We start from the raw sequence: 24936 nt of genomic DNA on the forward strand, positions 1-24936 counted from the left end.
GAGCACCGCGTCCGCGCCGTCCTGGCGGAGGGCGGCCTGCACGGCGGCGAAGCTCGTGAAGGCCGTGAAGCCGCCGCCGATGACGATCTTGTCGACGCCCGGCTGGAAGTCGGTCACGACGTCGCGCCCGGCGCCGCGCTCGAAGAGGAAGCGGTCGGCGCCGGCGCCGCCGGTGAGGACGTCGTTGCCGGCGCCGCCGTCCAGCGTCTGGCTGCCGTCGCCGCCGACGAGGAGGTTGTCGAGGCTGTTGCCGGTGCCGGCGGCGCCGTCCTTCTCGACGGACATGTTCTCGACGTTGTCGGGCAGGCGGTAGACGCGGGCGGAGGAGGCGACGGTGTCGATGCCGGCGCCCGCGGCCTCGACGACGCGGTCGCTCGGGTCCCACCAGACGAAGTAGGTGTCGTCGCCCGCGCCGCCGTAGAGGGTGGAGCCGCCGCCGCCGCTGTAGAGGTAGTCGTTCTGGCCGGTGCCGTAGACCTGACCCCCCGCCGTGCGGGAGCCGTCGATCCAGTTCAGCGGCTGGCCGCTGGCGGCCAGCAGCCGCCCGAACGCGTTGAGCTGGGATGTGATGATAACGGCCATTTTAGCCCTCCGAGGGCAGCGTGGCAGAAAAATTCGTTTTGAAAAGTAAACTAAAGATTGATCATGTTTCGCCGCGTGGCGTGCCCGTGAGGGCGTGATCACGGGGCCGGGCCGGCGCGCGCGGCAGCCCCGCGGCGCGGCCGTGCCGTCGGTCGTTTCGGGTGTTCAGGACCGCGAGGATGGTCCGGCCTTGCTGCCGGCGGTGCTTCAGGCTCGGCCGGATGCTGGTGGCGCGCGGGGCGTTGCCGCCGCCGCGGCGCGCGTCAGGATCCCGTCCGGGCGGGACCGTCGAGAGGGACCACGCGGCCCGCGCCGCGCGCTTCCGGCAAGGAGGTCCCCGCCGGTGCCGTGCCCCGTGATGGGCGGAGCGCCTCGATGGCCTGGCGGGCCTGGGTCCGCTCGGCCGCGGGCAACCACAGGCTCAGGCTCTCGGCCGAGACTCCGGGTTCGGCGTCGAAGACAAGCCGAACGCCGACCTGGCCTGCCCCGGCGCCAGTCGGCCGGACACGGCCGAGGGCGCGCGCGAGGCGCCCGCCGTTCGCCGGCGGCGACCGCTCGAGAAGCTCGGCCTCGCGCAGCGCGTCCAGGCTCCGGTGGCGGAACAGGAGCTGCCCGTCCTCGCCCTCGACCAGGATCAGCACGCGCCCGCTGGCCGGCTCCCCGAAGAGGGCGAGCTTGCCGCCGAGGTCGACGAGGTGGAGCCGCCCGGGCCTGGGCGGCAGGCGCTGCACCCGGGCGCCCTGGGGGCCGCCCGGCGCCTTGCGCGCCGTGGCCGGCCGCAGCCGGGGAAGCACGACGACGGCGATGACCAGGGCGGCTGCCGCGAGCAGCAGGCTGTCGGCCGGGTTGCTTCCCGTGATCATGGCATCGTGCCCTCCGCTGGCCGCGCTTCGGCCCGGGGCCGGTCGTTCTCGCCGGGGGCGGGGATCGGCCGCCGCCCCCGGGCCCGGGGAGCGCCCCGTGCCCGATCGCGCGCGAGCCGCGCCAATCCTAGCAACATCCGGCGTCCGATCCATTCACGGCATCGGAAGTGGGCCGGAGGCCCGGCACGGTTCCGCGATCAGCCAGCATTTTGCCCCAACCCCGACGACGCGGCCGCAGCATCGGCGGAATGGATTAAGGCGAGGTTTCGGGGCTGCCTCGGCGTCCGCGCTGCCGTCCGGCGCTACTCGCCCGCGGTGCCCGGCGCGGCCAGGGGCGCCTCGGCCGCGCCCCGGCGGGGGCGGCCGGCGCGGCGCGCCGCGTCGCGCCGCATCCGGCGCCGGCCGAGGTAGAGCACCCAGCCCGTCACGCCGAAGAGGGGCATCGCGAGGCTGGCCACCATCATCAGCGCCGTCCCGATCGGCCCGAAATAGGACCCGCTGTGCAGCGCGAGCATGCTGCCCATCAGGCGGTGGCCGAGCGGCTGGTCGGCGTAGCGGCGGTGCTCCACCACCTCGCCGGCGGCGTTGACGGCCATGCTGCTGCGGGCGTCCTCGTGCGGCGCCCCGGCCTCGACATAGGTGACGCGGAGCGGCTGGCCCGGCGCGGGCGGGCGGATCTGGGCGGTGCTGAAGGCGGGCCCCTCCCGCCGGAAGACGGCCCAGGCCGCGTCGACGTCGAGCGGCGGGCCCCGCCGCGCCGCGCGGCCCTCGCCCTCCGCCCGCGGCGGACCGGCCTCGGCGCCGGGGCGGGGGGCGCCCGTCAGGTCGTAGAGGGCCGTGCGGTACCAGTCGAAGGACCAGGAGAGGCCCGTCAGCCCGGCCAGGAGGTAGAGCGGCAGCGCCCAGGTGCCGATCACCGCGTGCAGGCGCCACAGCAGGGCGCGGCCGCGCAGGCGGGTGTCGATGCGGAACCAGCTCCGCCAGCTCAGCACCCGGCGCGGCCAGCGGAGGTAGAGGCCGGTGAGGGAGAGGAGGACGAGGGCGATGGTCGAGACGCCGACGACGATCCGCCCCTCCGCGCCGGCGAGCAGCCAGCGGTGGAGCTCCCGCGTGGTGCGGAAGAAGCCCTCGCCCACGGGGGTGCCGAGGAGGGTGCCGTCATGGGGGTCGGCATAGCGCAGCTCGCGCCGGGGGCGGGCGCCGGGCGGTGGCGTCTCGCGCGGGGTGAGGAAGGCGCGGACCGGGCGGTCGGGCGCGGCGGCGAGGCCGAGCGAGGTGACCCGCGCGCCCGAGGCCGCCTCGATCCGCCCGATCAGCTCAGCCGGGGAGAGGACCGGGCCGGGACGCGGCGTCACGCGGAGGACGCCTGGGTTGAGGGCGCGCAGGATCTCGTCCTGGTAGGAGAGCAGCCCGCCGGTGACGCCGACGACCATCAGCACCAGCCCGGCGGTGATCCCGATGAACCAGTGGATCTGGAACCAGACGGTGGTCCAGGCGGGAAGCCGGAGGAGCGGCCGGGCGCCGCGCGCGGCCACGCTCATCACGGGCGGTCCGCGGCGGGGCGGGGAAGGCGGTCGGTCACGGGGTCGGGCTCCCATCGGCCGCGGGGGCGGCGGTCCCTCCCCGGTTAATGCGAATCGTTGTCATTAGCAAGGAAGGCCGGGAGCAAGGGCGGCGGGGGCGGCGCCGCGCTCAGCCGTCCAGGTGCGCGCTGAACTTCGCCATCCAGAAGTTCGCGACCGCGTTGTTGGGTCCCGACCGCAGGCGGATGGTCCAGAGCGGCTCGGCCGGGTTGGCGGTCTCGATGAGGAAGTTCCAGCCGACGCGCCGGTCCGCGCCGTTGTGGACCGGCTCGGCCTGCCACTTGCGGACCAGGGCGTAGGGAACGAGCCGCGTCACGCGGCGGGAGGCGATGCCGAGCATCTCGTCGGCCGGGCTGAAGAGAAGGGTGGTGTCGCGGCCCTCCAGCGCGTCCTCCAGCCCCGGGCACTCCGCGACGAGGGCCGCGACGGCCTTGCGGCGGGCGGCGCGGGCCCGGAAGGCCCATCCCGCGACCAGCACCAGCAGCGCGACCGCGCCGAGAACCGCCAGCGTCACCACAACCGTCCCCGCCCCCGTGCGCTCCCGGCCGGCGGGATAGGGCCAAGGTGGCGCGGGATCAACGCGGGGCCGCAGGGGGGGCAGATGCAACCCGGCCCCCCGCCCGCCATTTGTTTCCGCATGAGCACCACATCGTCCGAGGGGGCGTCGACGACGCTGCCCGCCCTGCTGACCCTTCCCGAGGACGCCCAGCTCGGCCTCGCCAAGGCGGTCGCGACGCTGGAGGGCCCCTCCGTCGCCGCCCGCCTGGCCGCGATCGCCGGCACCCCGATCGAGGCCCTGAAGGCGCGCCTGCCCGTCAACGTCCGGGACCAGGTGGACGGCGCGGTGCGCAAGGCGCTGGAGAAGGCCTGGTCCACCGCGGTCGGCACCGAGCCGCGGCGGACCCCCTTCGGCATCGACGTCGCCTGGTTCCACCGCGGGGTCGCGGCGGCGAGCGGCGCGGCGGGCGGGGCCTTCGGGCTGCTCGGCACGGTCGCAGAGCTGCCCTTCTCGACCACTGTCCTGCTCCGCCAGATTGCGGCCGAGGCCGCCGCCGCCGGCGAGGACCCGCGGGCGCCCGCGACCGCCGCGGAGTGCATGGCCGTCTTCGCCATCGGCAGCCCCGCGAACACCGAGGACGACATGGCCGAGACCGGCTACTTCGCCGCCCGCATCGCGCTGGCGCAGATGCTGCCGAACGCGGCCAGCAGCCTGGTCTCGGGCCTCGTGCCGGGCTTCCTGGGCGCCATCGCGGCGCGCTTCACGGGCACGGTCGGGCTCAAGCTCTCGGCCCAGGCGGTGCCGGTGATCGGGGCCGCGGCCGGGGCGGCGATCAACCTTGCCTTCCTCGAGCACTTCCGCAGCGTGGCGGCGGCGCATTTCCTCGTCCGCCGGCTGGAGCGCACCTACGGGGCCGAGCGGGTCCGCGCGGCCTACGACGCGCTGCGGGACGGCAACACGGCCTGAGCGGGCCGGGGCGCTTCCCGCGTCCCGGATGACGCGGCGGCCGGGCGGAATGGGTCCCGTCCGGCGCGACGCCGGGGCGGGCTGTCCCGCCCTTTGGGACGTCCAAATCTTGGGATCGAACCCGTTACGAATTTCTGTTGAAGCAACGATTTAGTAATGTCCTGTTACGACTCCGAACCATAGGACGAGTCGTATGCCTCCTGCCATCCGCCCCATCCTCTCCGGCACTGCCGACGCCGAGGCGCTCCAGGCGATGCCGCTCGTGGAGCCGGGCAACGCCGGCACGGACCTCTACGGCCTCGGCGGCAACGACACCCTCTACGGCTCGGCCTCCGCCGAGCGCCTGGACGGCGGCGAGGGGAACGACGTGCTGTTCGGCGGCACGGGCGAGAACACGCTCGTGGGCGCCGAGGGCGCCGACACGATCTACGGCGAGGCGGACGCCGACCTCGTCTACGGCGACGGGACGGACGGCAGCGGCGGCGGCGACGACACGGTCTTCGCGGGCGAGGGCGACAACACCGTCGAGGCCGGCGGGGGCGCGAACCTCGTCTACGCGGGCGCCGGCGCGGACCGGATCACCGCCGGGGACGGCAACGACGCGATCTTCGCCGGGGAGGGCGACAACACGGTCTTCGCGGGCGGCGGCAACAACGCCGTCTACGCCGGCGCCGGGAACGACCTCGTCACCGCCGGCGACGGCGACGACACGATCATCCTGGGCGACGGCGACAACACCGTCCTCGCGGGCGGCGGCCGCAACACGGTCTACACCGGCGCGGGCGCGGACAGCATCACCGCGGGCAGCGGCGACGACACGATCGGGGCCGGCGAGGGCGACAACACGGTGGACGCCGGGGCCGGCAACAACACCGTCATCGGCGGCGCCGGCGCCGACGGCATCACCACCGGCGGCGGGGACGACACGGTCTACGCGGGCGAGGGCGTCAACACGATCCGCACCGGCGGCGGCAACGACACCATCGTCTCCGGCGAGAGCGGCGACCTGATCGAGGCCGGCGGGGGCAACAACACCGTCTACGCGGGCGGCGGCAGCGACCGGATCACGGCGGGCGACGGCGACGACGTCGTCGTGGCCGGGGAGGGCGACAACACCGTCCTCGTCGGCGGCGGGCGCAACACCGTCTACGCGGGCGCGGGCGCGGACGTCATCACCGCGGGCGAGGGCGACGACGTCGTCGTGGCGGGCGAGGGCGACAACGTGGTCTCGCTCGGCGGGGGGGCGAACACCCTCTACGCCGGCGGCGGCAACGACCGGGTCACGACCGGCGACGGCGACGACACGGTCTTCCTCGGCGAGGGCGACAACGCCGCGACCCTTGGCGAGGGCAACAACACCGTCTACGCGGGGTCGGGCGCCGACACCGTGCTGACGGGCGGCGGCAACGACATCGTCGCGGTCGGCGACGGGGCCAACGTCATCGATGCCGGGGACGGGGCCAACCTCGTCTTCGCGGGGGCGGGGGACGACCGGATCACGACCGGCGCCGGCAACGACACGATCGTCGGCGGCGAAGGCAGCAACGTCATCCTCGCCGGCGCGGGCGACGACACGGTCTATACCGGCGCGGGCAACGACACGATCGACCTCGGCGGCGGCGCCAACCTGGCGGATGCGGGCGCGGGGGACGACCTCGTGACGGTCACCCTCGCCGCGGCCGGCAGCCAGGTCTTCGGGGGCGCGGGCACGGACACGCTGCGGCTGGCGATGACGGGCGCCGAGTGGCTCAGCGCGGCGAACCAGGCCGAGCTCGCCCGCCTCGACGCCGCCCTGGCGAGCCCGGAGGCGCGCGGCGGGCAATCCGTCATCTCGGCGCTCTGGGGCCTGACGGTGCAGGGCTTCGAGGCGCTGTCGGTTTCCGTCGATGGCCGGGTCGTGCCGGCGGGCGGCTGGCCGGTGGAGATCGCGCCCGTGGTGGCCGTGGAGGACGCGGCGACGCTGGCCGAGGACGAGGACGCCGAGGGCAGCTTCGTCCTCAACGACACCGTGCCGGACGGCCCCGCCTCGGTCACCCTTCTCTCGGCGCCCGCGCGCGGCGCGCTGGAGGCGACCGCGGAGGGCGGCTGGCGCTACGCGCCGGGCGGCGACTACGACTTCCTGCGCGCGGGCGAGACCGCGACCGAGACCGTCGCCTACCGCGTCACCAACGCGGGCGGCGCCCATGGCGACGCCGTGCTGACGCTGACCATCCTCGGCCGGAACGACGAGGCGACCATCGCGGGCGACGCCACGGGCCGCGTGACCGAAGACGGCGCGGACCTCACCGCCGCGGGCACGCTGCTGGTCACCGACGCCGACGCGGGCGAGGCGGCGTTCCAGGCCGTGGCGCCGGCCGCGCTGGCGGGCCGCTACGGCAACTTCACCTTCGACGAGGCCACGGGTGCGTGGTCCTACGCCGTCGACAACCGCCTGGCCGCGACCCAGGCGCTGCGGGAGGGGCAGTCGGTCACCGAGACCCTGACGGTCGCCTCCCTCGACGGGGCCGCCAGCAAGGGGATCGTCGTGACGGTGAACGGCGCCAACGACGCGCCGGCGCTGACGGGCGTCACGGCCGCCGCCGCCGCCATGGCGGAGGGGACGAGCCGGGTGACCTTCCTCATCGAGGGCAAGGACGCCGACAGCGCCCTCGTCAGCGCGAGCGTGGACTGGGGCGACGGCAGCCCCGCCCAGACCTGGCTCCTCGCCGGCGACGGGGCGGGCGGCTTCGCGCGGAGCGTGACGCACGACTTCGCGGCGGGCGGCGCGACCGTGTCGGTGGTGCTGTCCGACGGCACGCTCACCTCCGCGGCGTCGGGCCTCTCCGTCCTGGTGGGGCAGCCGCAACCCGCCTTCGCCACCCCCGTGCTGGCCAGCGGCGCGGCGGGCGCCGCCGGGGACGGCCCGAGCGTCGCGCCCTCGCTCTCGGGGGACGGGACGAAGGTCGCCTTCGAGAGCGCGGCGAGCAACCTCGTCGCCGGCGACGCGAACGGCGTGAGCGACATCTTCGTCAAGGACCTCTCGACGGGGGCCGTGACGCTCGTCAGCGGCGTGGAGGCGAACGGCGCCAGCCACGGCCCGGTGCTCTCCGCGGACGGCACGAAGGTCGTGTTCCAGAGCGCGGCGAGCAACCTTGTGGCGGGCGACACGAACGGCACGAGCGACCTCTTCATCAAGGACCTCGCGACGGGCACGCTGACGCTGGTGAGCGGCGCCGGCGGCGTCGTGGGGAACGGCAGCAGCGACGCGCCCGTCCTCTCGGCGGACGGCACGAAGGTCGCCTTCCAGAGCTACGCGAGCAACCTCGCGGCGGGCGACGACAACGGCACGGCCGATCTCTTCGTGAAGGACCTCGCGACGGGGGTTGTGACGCTGGTCAGCGGCGCGGGCGGCGTGGTGGGGGATGGCTACAGCTATGGCGCGGTCCTCTCGGCCGACGGCACGAAGGTCGCCTTCCAGAGCTACGCGAGCAACCTCGTGGCGGGGGACGACAACGGCACGGTTGACGTCTTCATGAAGGACCTTGCGACCGGCGCGATCACGCTGGTGAGCGGCGTGGGCGGCGCGGTGGCGGAGGGCTACAGCCACAGCGCCGCCATCTCCGCCGACGGCACGACGGTCGCGTTCCAGAGCTCGGCGGGCAACCTCGTGGCGGGCGACACCAACGGCGCGGTCGACGTCTTCGTGAAGGACCTCGCCACGGGCGCGATCACGCTGGTCAGCGACGCGGGTGGGGTGCTCGGGAACGACTACAGCCAGTTCCCGCTTCTCTCGGCGGACGGCACGAAGGTCGTGTTCCAGAGCTACGCCAGCAACCTCGCGGCGGGCGACACCAACGGCACGGACGACATCTTCGTCAAGGACCTCCTGACGGGCACCCTGACGCTGGTGAGCGGCGCGGACGGCGTCGTGGGGAACAGCTACAGCTTCGGCGCGGTCCTCTCGGCCAATGGCACGAAGGTCGCCTTCGAGAGCTACGCGAGCAACCTCGTCGCGGGCGACGACAACGGCACGGTCGACGTCTTCGTCAAGGACCTCGCGACGGGCGCGATCACGCTGGTGAGCGGCGCGGGCGGCGCGGCGGGCAACGGGACCAGCGCCGGCCCCGCGCTCTCGGCGGACGGCACGAGGGTCGCGTTCCACAGCGACGCCACCAACCTCGTGGCGGCCGACGGCAACGGCGCCGCCGACGTCTTCGTCCGCGGCCTCGGCGTCGGCGGCGTGAGCCTGGCCGGCACGGGCGGTGCCGACGTGCTGGTGGGCACGGCGGGCGCGGACGTGCTGTCGGGCGGCGCCGGGGCGGACGCGCTGCGCGGCGGGGCCGGGGCCGACGCCTTCGTCTTCGCCCCCGGCCACGGCGCCGACCGCGTGGAGGACTTCCGCCACGCCGAGGGCGACGTGCTGCGCCTGGTCGGCTTCGGCACGGGCCTCGACAGCCTCGCCGAGGTGCTCGCGGCCGCCGTCCAGTCGGGCGCGGACACGGTCATCGCCACCGGGGCGGGCGGCGCCATCACCCTCGCGGGCGTCGAGAAGGCGGGGCTCGTCGCCTCGGACTTCCTCTTCGCCTGAGCCTCCCGCGCGCCCGGCACCCGCCGGGCGCGCGCCCTAGGCCAGCGGCAGCGCCACGACCTCGCCCACCACGCGGTTGTTGCTGTCCAGCACCGGCGCCTCCACCGCCCGGGCCAGCTCGGCCGCGCGGTCCGCGGGCAGGAGGCCGAGCCGTCCGAGAACCGTCGCGAAGAGCGCCATCTTCCCACGCGTCGCGCCGTCCGCGATCTTGACCGCGATGCCGAGGCCGCGCTCGGGCACGAAGCCGAGCACGAAGCCCTCCGCCCCCTCCTTCAGCACCACGCGGCCCTCGGTCGCGGCGACGACCTGCTCGGTCGGCCGGCCGCGGCCCGAGAGGTGGCCGGGGTGCTCGCGCATGGCTTCCAGGATGCGCCGCACCGCGGCCTCGCGCCGGGCGTCGGGCAGGGCGAGGGCGGCGTAGCGGGCGGCGGCCTGGGCGGCCTCGGCGAGGGTCATGGCCAGGGCGGGCAGGCCGCAGCCATCCGTGCCGCGGGGCAGGGCCGAGGCCTCGCGCCCGATGAGGTCCGACAGGGCGGCCATCCAGTGGCGCTGCGCCGGGTGGTCCGGGCTCTCGTAGCCCTCCGGCCGGCCGAAGGCGGCGGCGGCGGCGAGGAAGCCGCAATGCTTGCCCGAGCAGTTGTGGAAGGCCCGCCGCTTGCCCCCCGCGCGGGCGGCGTCGACGAGGTCGCCCTCGCCCATCGGGAAGGCGGGGCCGCAGACCAGCGCCGATTCCGGCCGGCCGAGCCGGGCGAGCCAGCCCTCGACCATGGCGACCTGGAAGGGCTCCGCCCGGTGGGAGGCGCAGGCGAGGGCGAGGTGGGCGGAATCCAGCCCCTCCGCCGCCCCGCTCTCCACGAGGGAGAGGGCCTGGAAGGGCTTCAGCGAGGAGCGGGGGAAGGTGAGCAGACCCGGGTCTCCCCAGGCGTGGAGGACCCGCCCTCCGGCGTCGGCCACCACGGCCACGCCGCGGTGGACGCTCTCGACCGTGCCGCCGCGGCGGACCTCAATCAGGGGGGAGGGGGCGTCGGTCATGGTCGGCCTCGTCGCAGGAGAAGCGCCGGCAGGCGCAGGATGAAGCCGATCATCAGCCGGGTGTGCATGCCGGTGAGCAGCAGGTTGTCGCGCCCGTAGCGGAAGTGGGAGACCCCGCCCTCGGCGCGGTCGAGGTAGCGCACCTCGGCGGGGATGTTGAGGGCGGGCAGGCCGGCCCAGGCGAGCCGCACCACGGCCTCCGCGTCAAAGTCGTAGCGGCGCATCCAGCGGCTGCGGCGCATGACGGCGAGGAGCGGCGCGATGGGGTAGACGCGGAAGCCGAAGAGGCTGTCCCCGATCGGCTCGCCGCCCCGGGTGGACCAGAGCGTCTCGAGCCCCGCCCACCAGTTGGAGACGCGCCGGCCGCGCACGCGCAGCGCCGGCGCCTCGGGCCCGAAGACGGGGGTGCCGAGGACCATGGCCCGGGGATGCGCGTGGGAGGCGGCCATGAAGTCGGCGATGCGCCCGGCCGGGTGCTGGCCGTCGGCGTCCATGGTCAGGGCGTGGGTGAAGCCCTCGCGGGCGGCGGCCTCCAGCGCCTCGTGCAGGGCCGCGCCCTTGCCGCCGTTCACGGGGCGCTCGATCAGCCGGAAGCCGGGGTCCTCGATGGCGCGCAGCGGCGCGGCCGAGCCGTCGGTGCTGCCGTCCACCACCACCCAGACGGTCGGCCAGGCGGCGCGGGCGCCGGCCACCGTCTCGGCCAGGCGCGGCCCGGTGTCGTAGCTCGGGATGATGACGAGGTGGGTGCGGCTCAACGCGTCGTGGTCCCGAGGGCGGCGGCGTGGCGCTCGCGCAGGGCCTCCGCGAAACCCGCGGCGGGCCCGCCCACCGCGACGCGCTCGCCGAGGCGGGCGCGGTAGCGGAGGGGGAAGGCCGGCTGCCGCCAGATCGGCCACCCCTTGCCGAGGTAGCGGCTGTTGCTCTCGATGAGAACCGTCTGCACCGGCGCCCCGGCGCGGCGGGCGATGAGGGCGAAGCCGGGGTGGAAGGGGCCGAGCGACCCGTCCGGCGAGCGCGTGCCCTCGGGGAAGACGAGGAGGTTGGCCCCCGCGCGCAGCGCCTCCGTCGCGCCCGCGATGACGTGGCGGGGGTCGCGGTTGGGGATGTAGCCGGCCAGCCGCCCGCCGCCGAGGGCGGGGTTCCGCTCCAGCCCCGCCTTCATGATGCAGACCGTGTCCGGCAGGCGCGAGACGACGAGCATGACGTCGAGCATGGCGAGGTGGTTGGGCGCGACCACGAGCCCGCGCGCCCCCCGCAGCGGCTCGATCCCCGCGAGGTCGAGCTCCACCAGGCCGAGGCGCTCCATGAGGCGGAGAAGGCCGCCGAAGCCCGCCGTGATGACCCGCCGGCCGAGCGGGCGCCCGAGGCGGGGCGGCAGGAGGAAGGAGAGGGGGTAGGCGACCAGCCCCCAGCCGAGGAAGCCGCCGCCGAGGATGGCGAGCATCGCGTAGAAGGCGAGGCCGTCGCGCAGGCCGCGCGCGCGCTCGGGGGGCGCCAGGGGTGGCGGGCGCGGGGAGGCCGTCGCCGCCGGGGCGGGATGGGGTGGCGGCGCTGGCAATCGGTTCCCCCTGGTTGCGCTCCCGCGGCGGGGGAGCCGCCCGGCCCCCGCCCCGTTGCGCGGGAGGATACACGGGGAGGGCGCGCGCGCCCTACCCCTCCAGCGCGAGGACCGCGAAGGTCGCGAGCCAGTGCTCCCCCATGTAGTGGCCGGCGACATGGGGCAGGCCGGCCGCGAGGTGGTCCTCGGCCGCGGCGAGCAGGACGGGGCGGCGGGCGTCGCCCTCCGGCAGGGCGGCCGCGAGGCGGCGCCAGCACCAGGCGCGGGAGAGGTTGAGGCCGTCCAGGTGGGCGATCTTGCCGTCGGTGCGGTCCGAGACGGCGGCGGGCGCGAAGAGGGCGGCGGGCTCCCGCTCGGCCAGGCCGGGCAGGAAGGCGTCGAACCAGGGCAGGAACTCGCCCCGGGGAAGGAGGCGAGCCATCAGCGCCGCCTCGACGAGGGTGGGGGAGAGGAAGTCGTCCCCACCGGGCTCGCCCCAGGCCGGGCAGGCCCGGTCGGCGCCGTAGAGGCGGCGGGCGAAGGGCGCGATCTCCTCCCCCATCCGGCCGGCGGCGAGGAGGAGGGCGAAGGCGGTGTTGCCATGGCTTCCCGTTCGGACGGGGTAGGTGGCGAGCGGCAGGAAGCCCCGCAGGCGGGCCGCGAAGGCCTCGGCCAGGGGCTCCAGCCGGGCGGACCAGGGCTCCCCGGCGTGATGCGCCAGCTCCTCCGCGAGGGCGAGCAGCCAGCCCCAGCCATAGGGCCGCTCGAAGCCGCGCGCGGAGGGGCGGGCGAGGTAGGCGACCTCCGCCGCCACGGCCCCCTCCTTCAGGCGGCGGTGGAACAGGGCGCGGATCGCCGGCGCCGGCTCCATGGCGGGGAAGCGGCGGAGAAGGCGGGCCAGCGTCCAGTGGGCGTGGACGCAGGAGTGCCAGTCGTAGCTGCCGAAGAAGACCGGGTGCTGGGCGGAGGGCGCGAGGAGGTCCCCCGGGCCGGCGAGGACATGGTCGGGCTTGTGGGGGTACTCGCGCTCCACATGGCCGAGGGCAAGGGCGGCCAGGCGGGCGGCGAGGGGCTCGGTGAGGCGGGGTCCGGGGAGCATGCGGCGGGGCCTCGCGGGCAGGGACCCCCACCCATCGCCCCGGCGCGGCGCGGCGGCAAGCCGGCGCGGCCCTCGTTCCGCCCGCGCGGGCCCCGCCGGCCCTTGCCGCCCGCGCCCCCGCGTGGGATGCCCGCCCGCATGTTGCGCGCCCTGTACGACCGGATCATCGCCCTGTCCGCCCATCCGCGGGCGCCGACGCTGCTCGGCGTCGTCTCCTTCGCGGAGAGCAGCGTCTTCCCGATCCCGCCCGACGCCATGCTCGTCCCGATGTGCCTCGCGCGTCCCGAGCGCGCCTACGGCTACGCGCTCATCTGCACGGTCGCCTCCGTCCTCGGCGGGCTGCTCGGCTACGCCATCGGGGCCCTCTTCTTCGAGGCGGTGGCGCTGCCCGTCCTCTCCGCCTACGGCCACGCGGACGCGCTGGCCACCTTCACCGGCTGGTTCGAGCGCTGGGGCGCGGCAGTCATTCTCATCAAGGGTCTGACGCCCATCCCCTACAAGATCGTCACCATCGCCTCGGGGGCGGCGCATTTCTCGCTGGTCGTCTTCTTCGTCTGCAGCGTCATCACCCGCGGCGCCCGCTTCTTCCTCCTCGCCTTCCTGCTGCGCCGCTACGGTCCGCCGGCGCGGGAGTTCATCGAGCGGCGCCTGAACCTCATCGCGGGGCTGACGGCGCTGGCGGTCATCGGCGGCTTCCTGGCGCTGCGCTTCGTCTGAGGCGGTTCCCTTCCGGCAGGTGCCCGTGGAAGGGGCTTCCCCCTGCCGGCGGAACGCGGCGCCCGGCCCATCCCTTCCCGAAGGTGACATGACCACCACCCCCGACTTCGAGATCTTCCTCACCGCCCCGCCCGGGCTCGAGGCCGCGCTGTTCGAGGAGATCCGCGGGAAGGGCTTCAAGCGGCCGCGCGCCGTACCGGGCGGGGTCGTGCTGCTCGGCGGCTGGCCGGAGGTCTGGCGCGCCAACCTCTGGGTGCGGGGGGCCGGGCGCGTGCTCGCCCGCCTCGACAGCTTCCGCGTGACCCACCTCGCCCAGCTCGACGCCCGCGCCCGGCGGGTGCCCTGGGCGGAGGTCCTGCGGCCGGACGTGTCCTTCCGCGTGGAAGCGACCTGCAGCGCCTCCCGCATCTACCACTCCGGCGCGGCCGCCGAGCGGATCGCGACGGCCATCCGGGAGACCCTGGGCGCGCCCCATTCCCCCGAGGGCGAGGTGCTGGTGCGGGCGCGCCTCGAGAACGACGTCTGCACCCTCAGCGTCGACACCTCCGGCGAGCCGCTGCACAAGCGCGGCTACAAGGAGGCCGTCAACGCGGCGCCCATGCGCGAGACCATGGCGTCGCTCTTCCTCCTCGAGTGCGGCTACACCGGGGCGGAGCCGGTGGTGGACCCGATGTGCGGCTCCGGCACCTTCGTGATCGAGGCCGCCGAGATCGCGGCCCGGCTCAACCCCGGCCGCGCGCGCTCCTTCGCCTTCGAGCGGCTCGCCACCTTCGACGCCGAGGCCTGGGAGCGGATGCGGGCGGTGCGGAGCGCCCGCCCCCCGCCGGCCCTCTGCCACGGCAGCGACCGCGACGCGGGCGCCGTCGCGATGAGCCTGGCGAACGCCGCGCGGGCGGGCGTGACGGAGGGCACCGCCTTCCGGCGGGCCACCATCAGCGAGCTGGTCCCGCCCGAGGGGCCGCCGGGCCTCGTCATCGCCAACCCGCCCTACGGCAACCGGCTCGGCGAGAGGGAGGGGCTGCTCCCCCTCTACCAGGCGCTCGGCGGGGTGCTGGCCGGCCGCTTCGCGGGCTGGCGCGTCGGGATCGTCGCGAGCGAGCCGCGCCTGGCCGGGGCCACCCGGCTGCCCTTCCTGCCGCCGGGCGCGCCGGTGCCGCACGGGGGGCTGCGCGTGTCGCTGTACCGGACGGCGCCCCTGCCCTGAGGGGCGGCGTCGGTGGCGCTGGTCCCGCATCGCCCCCACATCGCGGCCATGCCCTTCCGCGCCCTCGAGACCTTCATCGACCCGATCGCCCCGCCGGGCGCCCGGGCCGCCCGGGCCTTCGGCGTGCCGGTGCCCGAGGCGCCGCCGCCCGCCACCCTGCTCGGCTTCTACTGGCACTTCGCCCGGCAGGCCCGGGCGCTCGTCATTGCCCTCTTCGCCACGGGCATGCTGGTCGCGGTGCTGGACAGCCTTATCCCCGTCTTCATCGGCCGGGTGATCGCCCTGCTGGGCGCCCACGCCCCGGACCGGCTGCTGGCGGAGGCCGGGGGCGGGCTGCTCCTCATGGGGGGCGTGCTGCTCGTGCTGCGGCCGGGGGCGATCCTCGCGCAGAACCTGGTCACCAACCAGGGCATCAACCCCGCCTTCACGAGCCTCATCCGCTGGCAGGCGCACCGGCTCGTCTCGCGCCAGGGCTGGGCCTTCTTCCAGGAGGACTTCGCGGGGCGGATCGCAAACCGGGTGATGCAGGCGGGGCCAGCGCTGCGGGAATCCGTGGTCCAGGCGGTGACGGCGGTCTGGTACATCCTCGTCTACGGCTCGAGCGCCGTGCTCTGGCTGGGGGGCGCGGACTGGCGGCTGGCGATGCCCATCCTCGTCTGGTTCGTGGCCTACGCCGCCCTGCTGCGCTTCGTGGTGCCCCGGATGCGCGACCGCTCCCGCGCCGCCTCCGAGCAGCGGAGCCTGCTGACCGGGCGGATCGTGGACGCCTACACGAACATCCTCTCGATCAAGCTCTTCGCCCGGGCGGAGCGGGAGGATTCCTTCGTGCAGGAGGGGGTGCTGGGCCTGACCGGGGCCTTCCAGCGGCAGTCCCGCATGGTGACGGCCAACGCGGCGATGCTCGCGACCCTGAACGCGGTGCTGCTGGTGGGGATGGCGGCGACGGCGATCGCGCTCTGGGCGCGGGGCGACATCGCGGTCGCCTCGGTCGCGACGGCGCTGCCCATGGCCTGGCAGATCGCCAACATGTCGGGCTGGGTGGCCTTCAACGTCGCCGGCATCTTCGAGAACATCGGGGTGGTGCAGGAGGCCATGCGGAGCATCGCGGCCGAGCCGACCGAGCCCGACCCGCCGATGGCCCGCCCGCTGCGGGTGACGCGCGGCGCCATCCGCTTCGAGGGGGTGCGCTTCGGCTACGGGCGCCGGGACGCGGCCGTGCTGGACGGCTTCGACCTCGACATCAAGCCCGGCGAGAGGGTGGGGCTGGTCGGCCAGTCCGGGGCGGGGAAGACGACGGCGATCAACCTTCTGCTGCGCTTCTTCCACCCCGAGCGGGGGCGGATCACCATCGACGGCCAGGACATCGCGGGCGTGACGCAGGAGAGCCTGCGGGCCTCGGTCGGGCTGGTGACCCAGGACACGGCGCTGCTGCACCGCTCCATCCTCGACAACATCCGCTTCGGCCGCCCCGACGCCACCCTGGCGGAGGTGGAGGGGGCCGCGCGGCGGGCGGAGGCGGCGGGCTTCATCGAGGCGCTGTCGGACTGGCGGGGGCGGCGCGGCTACGACGCCCATGCCGGCGAGCGCGGCGTGAAGCTCTCGGGCGGGCAGCGCCAGCGGGTCGCGATCGCCCGCGTGCTGCTGAAGGACGCGCCCATCCTCGTGCTCGACGAGGCGACGAGCGCCCTCGATTCGGAGGTGGAGGCCGCGATCCAGGAGCAGCTCTCGGCGCTGATGGCGGGCAAGACGGTGATCGCCATCGCCCACCGGCTGTCCACCATCGCGAGCCTCGACCGGCTGGTGGTGCTGGAGGCCGGGCGGATCGTGGAGACCGGGTCCCACGCCGCGCTGCTGGCCCGCGGCGGGGCCTATGCCCGGCTTTGGGCCCGGCAATCGGGCGGGTTCATCGGCGCCTGAGGCCTTCGCGCCGGGGGCCGGGCCGCGCACTATGCGGTGCGGGCCGGGCTTTGCCGCACCGCACGCGCTTGACACCACATGGACCGCAATTTAGGGACCCCCTGCCTTTCGGGGGGATGCCTCGGGAGAGCAAGGTGGAACACCGGGACGGCTTCGACGACCGACTTCGGCAGGCCAGGGCCAAGCAGGGCCTGGACCCCGACCCCGCGAAGGCGGGAGGGGGGCTGCCGACGGGACCGTGGGGAATTGGCTTCCGCGCGGGGGTCGAGGTCGTGGCGGCGCTGGTCGCGGGTGCGGGTCTGGGCTTCCTGCTCGACCGCTGGCTCGGAACCTTCCCCTGGCTCTTCCTGGTCTTCTTCCTCGTGGGTGGCGCCGCCGGGGTGCTGAACGTCTATCGGCTGTTCAAGCCCCGCCCGAACGCCAAGCCTTGATGCCGTAACGCATCGCCGCTGCAACACAGGGACCGACACGTGGCCGCCGAAGGCAAGACGATCGACGCGCTGAGCCAGTTCGAGCTGGTCCCGGTCCTCGGGCCCATCGGCCGGGCCGTGGGCTTCTCCCAGTCCAACGCGCACATGCTGCTGGCCGTGGGGCTGATCACGCTCCTGTTCATGGTGGGTATGCGCCACCGCGCCGTGGTGCCGGGCCGGCTCCAGGCCGCGGCCGAGATGCTCTACGAGTTCGTGGAGGGCGTGCTGATCGGCCAGGTCGGCCACGAGGGGCGCCGCTACTTCCCCTTCGTCTTCGCGCTCTTCATGTTCGTGCTGTTCGGCAACATGCTGGGCCTGCTGCCCTACGCCTTCACCTACACCTCGCACATCGCGGTGACCCTGGGCCTCGCGGTGCTGGTGTTCCTGGTAACGACGATCGTGGCGCTGGCGATCCACGGCAAGAAGTTCTTCGGCTACTTCTTCCCCGAGGGCGCGCCGCTCTGGCTCGCGCCCATCATCATCCCGGTCGAGGTCGTGTCCTACATCTCCCGGCCGATCTCCCTCTCCATCCGTCTCTTCGCGAACATGGTCGCGGGACACGTGATGCTGAAGGTCTTTGCGACCTTCATCGTGCTGATCGGCTCGCTGGGCGCCGTCGGCTTCCTGGGCGCCGCCCTGCCGCTCGCGGTGAACGTGGCCCTGATCGGCTTCGAGATCCTCGTCGCCTTCCTTCAGGCCTACGTCTTCGCGATCCTCACCAGCATCTACCTGCACGACGCCGTGCACCTGCACTAAACAGCAGGGCACCAAGCGCCGCGCTGGACCGAACACTCTTCCAGACAAGGAAAAGCTCAGATGAACGACCCCGCCGCCTATCTCGGCGCCTACAAGGCGCTCGGTGCCGGCCTCGCCGTGATCGCGCTGTTCGGCGTGGGCCTCGGCATCGGCAACATCTTCTCCTCGCTGATCAACAGCGTGGCCCGCAACCCGTCCGCCCGCGACGCCGTCTTCCCGATCGGCATCCTGGGCTTCGCCCTGACGGAGGCGGTGGCCCTCTTCGCGCTGCTGATCGCCTTCCTCATCCTCTTCGCCTGATTGCCGGCGCGCAGCGGCCGGCCACGCCCTCTGGAGGCGTGGCCGGCCTGCTGCCGAAGGCTCGTCCGCGGACGAACGGAGACATGATGCCCCGCCTGCCCCACGGTTCGCTCCTGCGTCTCGCGGCGATCGGCCTGCTGCTCGCGCAGGCGCCCAGCTTCGTCGGATCGGCCGCCCTCGCCCAGCACGTCACCGCGCCCGCGCCGACCGGCCCGGTCCGCACCGACGAGCCCCTTCCCGGCCAGCGCCCGCCGAGCCCGCCCGTGCAGGCGGACAGCGACCGCGCCCTCGCGATCCGGGAGGCCAACCGCACCGCGGCCGAGTACAACGCCGCCGCGCACGAGGCCGCCGACACGGGCGGCATGCCGCAGCTCGACTTCGGCAACCCGCTGACCATCGCCCAGGTGGTCTGGCTCTTCGTCATCTTCGGGCTGCTCGTCTACGTCGCCTCCCGCTACCTGCTGCCCCCCGTGGCCGAGGTGCTGGAGGGCCGCCGCGCCCGCATCGGCGCCGACCTGGACGCGGCGCGCGACGCCCGCGCCGAGGCCGAGGCCGCCGAGGCCGGCCAGCGCGACAGCACCGCCCGGGCCCGCGCGGAGGCCCAGGCCTCCGTAGCCGCCGCCGCGTCCGCCGCCCAGGCCGATGCCGCCAAGCGCGGCGAGGCGCTGGCCGAGAAGCTCAACGCCCAGATCGCCGAGGCCGAGGCGCGCATCGCCGCCGCCCGCGACGGGGCCATGGCCGCGCTGCGCGAGGCCGCGACGGACGCGACCGAGGCGCTGGTGAAGCGCCTCTCGGGCCTGGACGACAAGGCGGCGGTCGAAGCCGCCGTGGATCGCGAGCTCGCGGCCCGCAACATCAGCCAGGGAGCGGCGTGATGCACCATTACGAGCATTTCTGGCTCGACCCGAAGTTCTGGGTCGCCGTCTCCTTCGTCATCTTCCTGCTCCTGCTGGGCCGGACGATCTGGTCGAAGGCGATGCACGCGCTCGATGCCCGCGCCGAGGGCGTGCGGAACGAGCTGGCCGAGGCCACGCGGCTTCGCGCCGAGGCGGAGGCCATGCGCAAGCAGGCCGAGGCCGACCGCGCCGCCGCCCTGGCCGAGGCCGAGGCGATGATCACCCGTGCCCGCGCTGAGGCCGACCGCGTGGCCGCCGCCGCGACGGCCGAGGCCGAGGCCAGCGCCGCCCGGCGCGAGCGGATGGCCATGGACCGCATCGCCGCGGCCGAGGCGAGCGCCATCAGCGACGTCCGCCAGGCCGCCGCCGAGATCGCGGCTGCCGCCGCCCGCTCCGTCATCGCGGAGAAGCTGACGGCCGAGGCCGATGCCGGCATGATCGACAAGGCCGTGGCCGACCTGCCGCGGGCGCTCCGCGCCGCCTGAGGCGCCCTCTCCGGACGTTGGATCGACGGGGGCCTCGCGGCCCCCGTTCGCGTTTCTGCGATCGAGGCGCTTGGGGAACGTTGTATCCCGCGGCACCCGTTTGCATTTCGGCCGGGCCCGACTAGCCTCCCCGGGAATCCGACAAGGGAGTCCGAGGGATGCGACGTTACCTTCTGGCCGGCGCCGCGGCGCTGGTGCTCTGCGCCGGCCTTGGCGCCGCCGATGCCGCCACCTTCCGCTGGGCCAATGACGGCGACGTCAACTCGATGGACCCCTACGCGCGGAACGAGACCTTCCTCCTCTCCTTCACCGCGAACATCTACGAGCCGCTGGTCCGCCGGAACCGCGAGCTGAAGATCGAGCCCGCCCTCGCGACCTCCTGGGCGCAGACCTCGCCCACCGTCTGGCGGCTCAATCTCCGCCAGGGCGTGAAGTTCCACGACGGCACGCCCTTCACGGCGGACGACGTCCTCTTCAGCGCGGCGCGCGTGCGCGGCCAGGGGTCCAACCTCACCTCGGTGCTGTCCTCGGTGAAGGACATCCGCAAAATCGACGACTTCACCGTCGAGTTCGAGACGATCAACCCCGACCCGATCTTCCTCGAGGAGATCACCACCTGGACGATGATGTCCAAGCGCTGGGCGGAGGCGAACAACGCCACCAACGCCGTGGACCTGACGACGGGGCAGGAGAACTTCGCGACCCGCAACACGAACGGCACCGGGCCCTTCGTGCTGATCAGCCGCGAGCCCGACCGCCGCACGGTGCTGCGCCCGAACCCGAACTGGTGGGACAAGCCCGAGCACAACCTCGACGAGGTCGTCTTCAACGTCATCGGCAACGACGCGACGCGCATCGCCGCCCTGCTCTCGGGCGAGGTGGACATGGTCTACACCGTGCCGCCCCAGGACACGGACCGGCTGAGCCGCTCGCCCGGCGTGCGCGTCCACCAGGGGCCGGAGCTGCGCACCGTCTTCCTCGGCATGGACCAGACGCGCGACGAGCTGCTGAAGTCCGACGTGCGCGGGCGCAACCCCTTCCGCGACGTTCGCGTGCGCCGCGCCATGCAGCAGGCGATCGACCTCGAGGCGATCAAGACGCGCATCATGCGCGGGCAGTCGCGCCCCACCTCGCTCATGATCGGCCCGGGCGTAAACGGCTTCGTGGAGGCGGAGGACCGCGTCGTGCGGCCGAACATCGACGCCGCCAAGCGCCTGCTGGCGGAGGCCGGCTACCCCAACGGCTTCGGCGTGACGATGGACTGCCCGAACGACCGCTACGTGAACGACGAGGCGATCTGCACGGCGGTCGTGTCCATGCTGGCGCGCATCGGCGTCCGCGTGACGCTGAACGCCCAGACCCGCGCGCGCTACTTCGCCGAGATCCTGGCGCCGCGCTACAACACGAGCTTCTACATGCTCGGCTGGACGCCCACGACCTACGACGCGCACAACACCTTCTACAACATCATGGCCAGCCGCGGCGGCACGCGGGGCGTGTTCAACTCGGGCGGCTGGAGCAACGCGCGCTTCGACGAGCTGACGGACCAGATCGCGGTGGAGCTCGACCCCGCGAAGCGGCAGCAGCTCATCAACGAGGCGACGAAGATCCACGTGGACGAGGTCGGGCATATCCCGGTCCACCAGCAGGTGGTGGTCTGGGCGGCGCGGCAGAACATCTCGCTGCAGCTCATGGCCGACAACTACTTCCCGCTGCGCTACGTGCGGGTGCAGTAGCGCGAACCGCGCGGCAGCCCCCGCTAGAGAAGCACGGGCTGCCGGTCCGCGGCGGGCAGGGCCGCGCCCGCCTGCGCGCCGTCCAGGCCCAGGCGGGGCAGCGCGGCAGCGAAGCGGCGGGCCAGCGCCTCGGCGGCGGTGTCCACCCCGAGGGGGCGCAGCCCGGGGCGGGCGTCCTGGGGGCGCCCGGCTCGGTTTCCCCGAATCAGCGCCAGCACGCGCGCGGCGCGGTCGGGCATCTGGGCGTTGAGCCAGGCCTCGACGGCACGGCGAAGATCGGGCGCCAGGCGCAGGAGGACGTAGGCCGCCGCGCGGGCGCCGTGGGCCTGGGCCGCCTCGAGCACCTTCTCCATCTCGGCGTCATTCACGCCCGGGATCATCGGGCCCGCGACGACGGCGACGGGGATGCCGTGGCGGGAGAGCTCGTGCATCACGGCCAGGCGGCGCAGCGGCGTGGGCGCGCGGGGCTCTAGGAGTCGGGCGAGGCGGTGGTCGAGAGTGGCGACGGGGAAGCAGACCCGCAGGAGCCCCCGGCCCGCCAGGCGCCCCAGGATGTCCAGGTCGCGCAGCACGCTCGTGGACTTCGTGACGAGGGTCACGGGATGGCCGAGCCGGTCCAGCACCTCGAGCGCGGCGCGCGTCACCCCGAGGATGCGCTCGACCGGCTGGTAGGGATCGGTGCCGGCGCCGAGCAGGACGGGGCGCGACGCGTCGCCCCTCTCGCCGATCTTACGCTCCAGCCGGGCGGGAAAGTCCGGCGTGAAGGGCAGGGGCGCCCCCAGGTCGAGCCCGGGGGAGGTGCCGGTCCAGGCGGGTGGCGCCTCCTCGGCCGTGGCGCCGGGGAGCGCCTGGGGGAAAAGGCCGCCCGTCTCCATGAGCGAGAGCACCGCCGAGAGCCGCGCGTCCCGGGCCGGGGCATCGCCGCCGCTGGCCTGGGAGAGGTAGCTTGGCCGGGCGGGCGTGATGGCGGACAGGTGGGTCATGGGATCTCGTGCCTTCCCTTCGCGCGCTGCGCCTGTTCGCTTGGATCGACCGGCGTTGTGTTCTTCTAATGTTCTATTTGGCAGTCGCCCTGGCCAGCGACAAGCCTCGTTCGCCGCTCACAGTCCTGATTTGCCGAGTCTCACCGGCTCTTGAGCGAGGCTAGCGAACAGGTTCGGCGGCGTCATGGCCGGGCGCGAACCGCCGAGTCGAAAGAGGAAGGTTGCAGAAGGCATTCGGCCTAACGCACGGGTGGTGCAGAGCCCCGCGGAATACCCGCAATACAACCGATTGCAGCAGAATATATTCACGCAAAAGTGAGTGATGGTTTTTGCATGACTTCGCAACGGCACTTTGGTCGACGGACGGTCCATCTCCCCACAATTTTATCCTTCCTAATGTTTCAGCCCGCTGTATTGTTGCTAAGCCTTACATTGCCGAAAGGAAATTTGCTCAGCGCCGCCTCTCGGGAGGTGCCCCGCTCGGCGGAGGACCGGGCCGTGTAACCGGAGTGCCTTCCTATTTCGTGGGCCGTGATGCTGCAGGGGGAGTGGGTTCGGTTGGTTGAGCGGCAGAGTTCTCCGGACGCGACGACAGGCATGACGCCATGATGCCCTCTCCGTCGGCGTGCCGACCCCGGAGCAGCATGGTTCCCGCCTCCTCCCGGAACGGCGGTCTTCAGAAGCAGGTCAGGACAAGGAAGCGAACGCGATGTGCGGTTTGACCGGCTTCTGGTCGCCGGCGCACCGCGCCAGCGAGGAAGCTTCCCTCCGGATCATCCGGGGCATGCGCGACCGCCTGACGCACCGCGGCCCTGACGACCACGGGACCTGGACGGATACGTGCCAGGGGGTCGCCTTCGGCTTCCGCCGGCTCTCCATCATCGACCTGTCGCCGGCCGGCCACCAGCCGATGATCTCCGCCGACGGCCGCTACATCGTCATGATGAACGGCGAGATCTACAACTTCGCCGCGCTGCGCGCGGAGATCGATGCCGCGCGGGGTGGCCACGCCTGGCGCGGGCACTCCGACACGGAGGTGCTCGTCGAGGCGATCGACGAGTGGGGGCTGGAGCGCGCGCTGCAGCGCGCCAACGGGATGTTCGCCGTCGCCGTCTGGGACCGGCTCGACCGGACGCTGTCGCTCGCCCGCGACCGGATCGGCAAGAAGCCGATGTACTACGGCTGGATGGGTGGCCACTTCCTCTTCGGCTCGGAGCTGAAGGCCCTGCAGGCGCATCCCGCCTTCGACGGGCGCCTCTCGGCCGAGGCGGTTTCGGGCTTCCTGCAGATTGGCTACATCGCCGGGCGGCAGACGATCTTCGCGGGCATCTCGAAGCTGCCCGGCGGCCATATCCTGCGCCTCGACGCCCGGGTCGCGTCGCAGCAGATCCTGCCGGAGCCGGTTCCCTACTGGGACGTGCGCGGCATGGTCATGGAGGGGCTCGAGGCCCAGGCGTCCGGCCGCGCGGCGCGGCAGGACGAGTTCGAGGCGCTGGTGGAGGACGCGGTCGCGCTCCGGATGGTGGCGGACGTGCCCGTCGGCTCCTTCCTCTCGGGCGGTATCGATTCAAGCCTCGTGACGGCGGTGATGACGAAGGTCTCGCCGAGCGCCGTCCACAGCTTCGCCATCGGCTTCCGGGCGAAGGAGTGGGACGAGGCGCCGCACGCGCGCGCCGTCGCGACGCATCTCGGCACGCGGCACGAGGAATCCTACCTTGCCGCGGCGGACATCCAGGACATGATCCGGGACGTTGCCGAGATCAGCGACGAGCCCCTCGCCGACGACTCGATCGTCCCGACGACGCTGCTGTGCCGGCTGGCGCGGCGCCACGTGAAGGTGGCCCTTTCGGGCGACGGCGGCGACGAGTTGCTGGCGGGCTACACGCGCTACGCGGCGGTGGACGACTGGCTGCTGCGGCGCCAGGGACTGCCAGGGGCGGCGCGCGCGCTGGCCGGCGCGGTTTCCAACAGCCTGGCGCCCGCCGCGGAGCGCCTCGGGCAGGTCCGGATGGCGCGCCGGCTGCGGCTTCTCGCGCGCGTCATGACCTCGGGCGACGCCGACCAGGTGCACCGCATGCTGGTGTCGCAGACGCTCAACGTCGACTCCCTGCTCGCCGACCCGACCCTCGTCCCGAACCCGCTGGAGAACCCGCAGTTCCTGCTCGGCCAGTCGACACCGATCGACCGCATGAGCTTCATGGACATGACGAGCTACCTGATCGACGACATCCTGGCGAAGGTGGACCGTGCCAGCATGTCCACCTCGCTCGAGGTGCGCTGCCCGCTGCTCGACTACCGCGTGATCGAGATGTCCTGGCGCTTCCCGACCTCGGAGAAGTACAGCGCGGGGCAGGGGAAGCTGCCGCTCCGGAAGATGCTCTACAAGCAGGTGCCGCAGAAGCTGCTGGACCGGCCCAAGCGCGGCTTCGGCGCGCCGGTGGAGATCTGGCTCAAGGACGAGCTGCGCGACTGGGCGGAGGGGCTGATGAGCCCGGCCGCGCTGGCGGCGCACGGGCTGCTCAACGTGCGCGCGTGCCGCGCCCTCTGGGAGGCCTTCCTCTACCGCGGCCACTCCTTCAACCGGGTGATCTGGAACCTTCTCATCTTCCAGGCCTGGTACGCGTCCTTCAGCCAGGCCTCGAAGGTCGCGGCCCCGGAGATGGAGGAGTGGATCCCCTCCCTGCCGGAGGTGCGGGCCGCCCGCTTCGTCCCGCACTGAGGGCGCGCGCCCCGTGGCCGGGCTC

20 protein-coding genes and 1 pseudogene are annotated in these 24936 nt (G+C 73.7%); 12 read left to right on the plus strand and 9 right to left on the minus strand.

Going from position 1 to position 24936, the window contains the following annotated elements; translation table 11 throughout:
• The 4 genes and pseudogenes from EAH89_RS20395 to EAH89_RS20410 all read right to left on the minus strand — a co-directional run.
• Positions 1–582 (minus strand): annotated as a pseudogene (locus EAH89_RS20395) (calcium-binding protein); the annotation flags it as partial.
• A 263-nt stretch (positions 583–845) separates the two neighbouring features.
• Positions 846–1445, minus strand: a complete 600-nt coding sequence (locus tag EAH89_RS20400; protein WP_140885561.1) for a hypothetical protein — start codon at positions 1443–1445, stop codon at positions 846–848.
• 302 nt (positions 1446–1747) lie between these two features.
• Positions 1748–2986: a PepSY-associated TM helix domain-containing protein gene (locus EAH89_RS20405; RefSeq protein WP_161993697.1), complete on the minus strand. Its 1239-nt coding sequence runs from the start codon at positions 2984–2986 to the stop codon at positions 1748–1750.
• Between the two features lie 151 nt (positions 2987–3137).
• Positions 3138–3542: a hypothetical protein gene (locus EAH89_RS20410; protein WP_140885563.1), complete on the minus strand. Its 405-nt coding sequence runs from the start codon at positions 3540–3542 to the stop codon at positions 3138–3140.
• 123 nt (positions 3543–3665) lie between these two features.
• On the opposite strand from EAH89_RS20410, the gene EAH89_RS20415 reads away from it, so the two are divergent.
• Together EAH89_RS20415 and EAH89_RS20420 are read left to right on the plus strand one after the other, a co-directional pair.
• Complete coding sequence (locus EAH89_RS20415) at positions 3666–4493, plus strand: EcsC family protein (RefSeq protein WP_140885564.1); 828 nt, start codon at positions 3666–3668, stop codon at positions 4491–4493.
• Positions 4494–4686: 193 nt separating this feature from the next.
• Complete coding sequence (locus EAH89_RS20420; protein ID WP_140885565.1) at positions 4687–9060, plus strand: beta strand repeat-containing protein; 4374 nt, start codon at positions 4687–4689, stop codon at positions 9058–9060.
• A gap of 36 nt (positions 9061–9096) precedes the next feature.
• Here EAH89_RS20420 and EAH89_RS20425 read toward each other — a convergent pair whose 3' ends face one another.
• The 4 genes from EAH89_RS20425 to EAH89_RS20440 all read right to left on the minus strand — a co-directional run bounded on the left by EAH89_RS20425 (position 9097) and on the right by EAH89_RS20440 (position 12728).
• Positions 9097–10092: an asparaginase gene (locus EAH89_RS20425; RefSeq protein WP_140885566.1), complete on the minus strand. Its 996-nt coding sequence runs from the start codon at positions 10090–10092 to the stop codon at positions 9097–9099.
• Complete coding sequence (locus tag EAH89_RS20430) at positions 10089–10847, minus strand: glycosyltransferase family 2 protein (protein WP_140885567.1); 759 nt, start codon at positions 10845–10847, stop codon at positions 10089–10091. Before EAH89_RS20430 ends, EAH89_RS20425 begins: the two co-directional genes overlap by 4 nt.
• Complete coding sequence (locus EAH89_RS20435) at positions 10844–11650, minus strand: lysophospholipid acyltransferase family protein (RefSeq protein ID WP_161993698.1); 807 nt, start codon at positions 11648–11650, stop codon at positions 10844–10846. The genes EAH89_RS20430 and EAH89_RS20435 overlap by 4 nt, the downstream gene beginning before the upstream one ends.
• A 91-nt stretch (positions 11651–11741) precedes the next feature.
• Positions 11742–12728 (minus strand): DUF2891 domain-containing protein, encoded by a 987-nt coding sequence (locus EAH89_RS20440; RefSeq protein ID WP_140885569.1) that lies wholly within the window; start codon positions 12726–12728, stop codon positions 11742–11744.
• A gap of 138 nt (positions 12729–12866) precedes the next feature.
• Here EAH89_RS20440 and EAH89_RS20445 point away from each other — a divergent pair, with 138 nt between their 5' ends.
• The 9 genes from EAH89_RS20445 (at position 12867) to EAH89_RS20485 (ending at position 21209) form a co-directional block, all read left to right on the plus strand.
• Complete coding sequence (locus EAH89_RS20445) at positions 12867–13445, plus strand: YqaA family protein (RefSeq protein ID WP_140885570.1); 579 nt, start codon at positions 12867–12869, stop codon at positions 13443–13445.
• Between the two features lie 88 nt (positions 13446–13533).
• Positions 13534–14649, plus strand: coding sequence for a THUMP domain-containing class I SAM-dependent RNA methyltransferase (locus EAH89_RS20450; RefSeq protein WP_140885571.1), 1116 nt, complete (start codon positions 13534–13536; stop codon positions 14647–14649).
• A 12-nt stretch (positions 14650–14661) separates the two neighbouring features.
• Complete coding sequence (locus EAH89_RS20455) at positions 14662–16566, plus strand: ABC transporter ATP-binding protein (RefSeq protein WP_241667122.1); 1905 nt, start codon at positions 14662–14664, stop codon at positions 16564–16566.
• Positions 16567–16700: 134 nt separating this feature from the next.
• On the plus strand, positions 16701–16997 hold the full coding sequence (locus EAH89_RS20460; protein ID WP_140885572.1) for an AtpZ/AtpI family protein: 297 nt from the start codon (positions 16701–16703) through the stop codon (positions 16995–16997).
• Between the two features lie 39 nt (positions 16998–17036).
• A complete protein-coding gene (locus EAH89_RS20465; RefSeq protein WP_140885573.1) occupies positions 17037–17792 on the plus strand; it encodes a F0F1 ATP synthase subunit A in 756 nt (251 codons plus the stop codon).
• Positions 17793–17852: 60 nt separating this feature from the next.
• Positions 17853–18092 carry an ATP synthase subunit C family protein gene (locus tag EAH89_RS20470; protein WP_043832786.1) on the plus strand — a complete coding sequence of 80 codons (240 nt, stop codon included), beginning with the start codon at positions 17853–17855 and terminating at the stop codon, positions 18090–18092.
• A gap of 86 nt (positions 18093–18178) precedes the next feature.
• Entirely contained in the window at positions 18179–18967 is a 789-nt protein-coding gene (locus tag EAH89_RS20475) for a F0F1 ATP synthase subunit B family protein (RefSeq protein ID WP_241667123.1), read from the plus strand.
• Positions 18967–19473 (plus strand): F0F1 ATP synthase subunit B family protein, encoded by a 507-nt coding sequence (locus EAH89_RS20480; protein ID WP_140885574.1) that lies wholly within the window; start codon positions 18967–18969, stop codon positions 19471–19473. Before EAH89_RS20475 ends, EAH89_RS20480 begins: the two co-directional genes overlap by 1 nt.
• A gap of 158 nt (positions 19474–19631) precedes the next feature.
• Positions 19632–21209 (plus strand): ABC transporter substrate-binding protein, encoded by a 1578-nt coding sequence (locus tag EAH89_RS20485; RefSeq protein ID WP_140885575.1) that lies wholly within the window; start codon positions 19632–19634, stop codon positions 21207–21209.
• 23 nt (positions 21210–21232) lie between these two features.
• Here EAH89_RS20485 and EAH89_RS20490 read toward each other — a convergent pair whose 3' ends face one another.
• Complete coding sequence (locus EAH89_RS20490) at positions 21233–22192, minus strand: radical SAM protein (protein WP_140885576.1); 960 nt, start codon at positions 22190–22192, stop codon at positions 21233–21235.
• A 709-nt stretch (positions 22193–22901) separates the two neighbouring features.
• On the opposite strand from EAH89_RS20490, the gene asnB reads away from it, so the two are divergent.
• Positions 22902–24911: an asparagine synthase (glutamine-hydrolyzing) gene (gene asnB / locus EAH89_RS20495; RefSeq protein ID WP_140885577.1), complete on the plus strand. Its 2010-nt coding sequence runs from the start codon at positions 22902–22904 to the stop codon at positions 24909–24911.
• Positions 24912–24936: the final 25 nt, after the last annotated feature.

The sequence above is a fragment of the Muricoccus nepalensis genome (assembly GCF_006438825.1).
GTDB lineage: Bacteria > Pseudomonadota > Alphaproteobacteria > Acetobacterales > Acetobacteraceae > Roseomonas > Roseomonas nepalensis.